This window comes from Psychromonas sp. (assembly GCF_983033635.1).
In genome coordinates this window covers 1-3,506 of the sequence record NZ_CEZLMY010000259.1, presented here as the reverse complement: position 1 = coordinate 3,506, position 3,506 = coordinate 1, and the positions used below count along the sequence as shown (strand labels likewise).

Sequence of the window (3,506 nt, the reverse complement as noted above, 5' to 3'; positions counted from 1 at the left end):
TTAAAACTATATACCTTTACCGCTTGCGCCTGGCGGCGTGCTTTTTTTATACGCTCAAACGCCGGCTCACCAACATCAATCCATAATAAAAATTCATCCGATAAACTTTTTGCCCAAATATCGGGATCGTCTGCAACGGATAAACCTTTAGTAAAACTCAAAAACTCCTGCGCATTTAAACAATATGCCATCACGCGCGCCATCATACGCTCGAGCGTTTCTGACGGATGCTGAGCAACCGTTAAATTAAGCGTGTCGTAAAGATCATTGTTTAGATCCGAAAGGTTAATATTCATTTTAAAAATGGTTGGTTTAAGTGCCATGATTTTTCCATATTTGTTAAAAACAAAAAAGCCACGCTTAAACGTGGCTTTTATTTTAAACAGTATACTGTTTAAAATTTAAGAAGTTTTATATAAAAACTTATGCAACAGGCATTTTAGCCAATTCAACACATACCAAATCGCCAAACTCTTCAGTACTAACAAGGTTAGCTTCAGTCGCTTTAGACAGATCTGATGTTGAATAACCTTTCTCAAATACACTTTGCATTGCAGCCCAAAGGTTTTTCGCTTCTTTTTCCATACCAAAGCTCATTTCCAGCATTAATGCAACAGAGCCAATCATTGAGTATGGGTTTGCGATACCTTTACCTGCGATGTCCGGTGCACTGCCGTGTGAAGGTTCATAGTATGATTTTTCAGGACCTTTACAAGCTGAAGGCATAAGGCCTAGCGAGCCTAAAATACCGCCGCCCTGGTCACTTAAGATATCGCCGAACATGTTTTCCATTACCATCACATCAAACATGGTAGGCTTCAAACAAAGGTAAGTAGCAGCTGCATCAACCAGAATGTTTTTAACTTCAACTTCCGGGTAGTTTTTGCTCTCTTCTTCAACAATTTCATTCCACAGCACGCTTGATTTTAAAACGTTTGATTTGTGGATATTATGCAGCACTTTTTTGCGCGTCATCGAGACATCGAAAGCAACTTTAATGATTTGACGAATTTGATCTTCATCATATTCAAGTACTTCACGTACAAAACGTTTACCGTTTTCATTAACACCGGTTTCTTTTTCGCCGAAGTATAAACCGCCAACTAATTCACGAATGATCATAATATCGATGCCATCACCGATAACTGATGCTTTTAATGGTGAAAAGTGTGCAAGACCTTTTGGCAGGTAGACAGGACGGAAGTTAGCGTAGGTATTGTAACGACGACGTAGCGGTAATAATGCGCCACGCTCTGGTTGCTCATCTATTGGAATTTTTTTAGAGTCTTCGTGGTTAAGACCGATAGTACCTTTTAAGATAGCATCTGCTTTATCACAAGCCGCTTTTGTTTCATCCGGAAATGCTTTACCCGTTGCGAAATAAGCAGCAGCGCCAAATAATACGTCGTTAAGTTCAAAATTAACGTCTGCATTACGCTGTTCAACAAGGTTTAATACTTTAACCGCTTCTTTCATTACTTCAGGACCGATACCGTCGCCCGCAAGTAAAGCAATGTTATATGTTGTCATTTTAATTCCCTAAATGATTTGATTGATATTATTAATTTTGTGCAAGCATCATAAGGAAAAGCCACCCTAGTTTCAAACATAGGATGACTTTTTCATCGATATTTGTTTATTTATGCCTAATTAGTGCATATTAAACCGGGTTAGCGATGTCGATAAATTTAACATCCAGCTCTAATTCCGCTTCAATCCAACCTCCGAGCGCTTGAACGCCGTAACGTTCTGTAGCGTGATGACCTGCCGCATAATAATGAATACCCATTTCCCGGGCAATATGCACAGTACGCTCGGAAATTTCACCACTGATAAAGGCATCAATACCTTGCTCGGCAGCGATAGAGATGTAGTCCTGCCCGCCCCCCGTACACCAGGCAATGCTTTTTATCTCTTTTTTGCCGCCATCAATATGTAATGGAGCGCGAGATAAAACAGATTCAATACGTGCAGATAAAATATCAGGAGTAATTGCTTCGGCAAATTTACCAACACGACCAACACTGCGTTTATCCCACGGCTCTAATGGGCGTCTGTCTGTAATATCCAATAATTTAGCAAGTTGTGCGTTATTACCCAGCTCAGGGTGGACATCAAGTGGAAGATGATAGGCATAAAGATTGATGTTATTTTCAATTAAGGCTTTAATACGCTTGTATTTCATGCCGACAATCTCTTGGCTTTCCCCTTTCCAGAAAAAACCATGGTGCACTAAAATGGCGTCGGCATTTTCTTCAATGGCGAGGTCAATTAATGCTTGGTTGGCTGTAACACCCGTAATAATTTTTTTAACCTCTTCAGCACCTTCAATTTGTAAACCATTCGGACAGTAATCTTTAAATTGATGAATTTCTAAAAATTGATCTAATTTATTGGCGAGTTTTCTGTTTTTCATAATTGATTCCGTAACACTATTTTTAACTATTGTAGCGGATAGAATCGCTCTTCGATAGAAACAAAAAAGCCGAAGGTTAGACTTCAGCTGTGGAGGTTTTACTATTGGTTAACTAGGTAGCTTTTAGGAATAACAAAAGAGAATTGGCTACCTTCACCTAAATTACTCTCAATATTTAACTCACTATCATAATGCGTTAATGCATGTTTAACAATTGACAGACCCAGTCCCGAGCCGCCAGTATCTCGAGAACGAGAGTCATCAACGCGATAAAAACGTTCGGTCAGATGCAAAATATGCTCAGGCGCAATACCATCACCATTATCCGTCACACAAAAATAAGCCCCCTCTTCACAAAGACGCCAAATGACTTTGATTGCCCCATTTTCAGGTGTGTAATTAACTGCGTTATAAACCAAGTTTGCCATCGCACTGCGCAGCTGCATCTCATCACCGAGCAACTGCAGATCTTGTGCGACATCAAATTGAATGTGCTGTGCTTTTTTCCTGCCTATGGTTAACGCTTCATTTTCAATCTGTGCGAGCAGTACAGGTACATTAACCTGCTCATCCAAATCAATGTTTGGCGCACTCTCAATTTTCGATAACATCATCAACTGCTCAACTAACGAACACATACGTGTTGTCTGTTGTTCAAGTACAGTGACTGCTTTGGCTTGATTCGAATCTTGCTCTGTCTGCATCTCAAGAATTTCAATATATCCCTGCAGAACCGTCAGCGGTGTACGCAACTCATGAGAAACATTGGCAACAAATAAACGGCGCATCTCATCAATCTGTCGATAGGTTGTTACATCACGAACAATTAAAATTCGTTGGTGTTTTGCATAGGGCATAACCCGAAATTCCAATGTTTTTTCGGGGTTAATCGGTGAAAGCAGATCAAGTGGTTCATGGTAATTATTACTTTTTAAATACTCAATAAACAGCGGATTACGGATCAGGTTGGTGATATTCTCGCCAGTATCTTCAGGCCATTTAAAACCTAAATGAAATTGTGCTAAACGATTACACCAGATAATTTCCCCCTGTTTATGAAAAACGACCACGGCATCCGGAAGCGCTTCAG

Annotated in this window: 4 protein-coding genes; all 4 read right to left on the bottom strand. The window is 40.0% G+C overall.

What is annotated here, in order from left to right; all coding sequences use genetic code 11:
- Positions 1-323, bottom strand: a 323-nt coding sequence (locus AC4GME_RS18110) for a YaeQ family protein (protein WP_490379968.1), incomplete at its 3' end; no start/stop codon positions are given.
- Positions 324-423: 100 nt separating this feature from the next.
- Positions 424-1,530: a 3-isopropylmalate dehydrogenase gene (gene leuB, locus AC4GME_RS18105; protein WP_490377153.1), complete on the bottom strand. Its 1,107-nt coding sequence runs from the start codon at positions 1,528-1,530 to the stop codon at positions 424-426.
- 130 nt (positions 1,531-1,660) lie between these two features.
- A complete protein-coding gene (locus AC4GME_RS18100; protein ID WP_490377152.1) occupies positions 1,661-2,416 on the bottom strand; it encodes a Nif3-like dinuclear metal center hexameric protein in 756 nt (251 codons plus the stop codon).
- A gap of 101 nt (positions 2,417-2,517) precedes the next feature.
- Positions 2,518-3,506 (bottom strand): phosphate regulon sensor histidine kinase PhoR (gene phoR / locus AC4GME_RS18095; RefSeq protein WP_490379967.1); only part of this gene is annotated, 989 nt, incomplete at its 5' end.

Coding starts and splice junctions, on each gene's coding strand:
- leuB (WP_490377153.1), bottom strand. CDS start 1,530: ATGACAACATATAACATTGCTTTACTTGCGGGCGACGGTATCGGTCCT.
- AC4GME_RS18100 (WP_490377152.1), bottom strand. CDS start 2,416: ATGAAAAACAGAAAACTCGCCAATAAATTAGATCAATTTTTAGAAATT.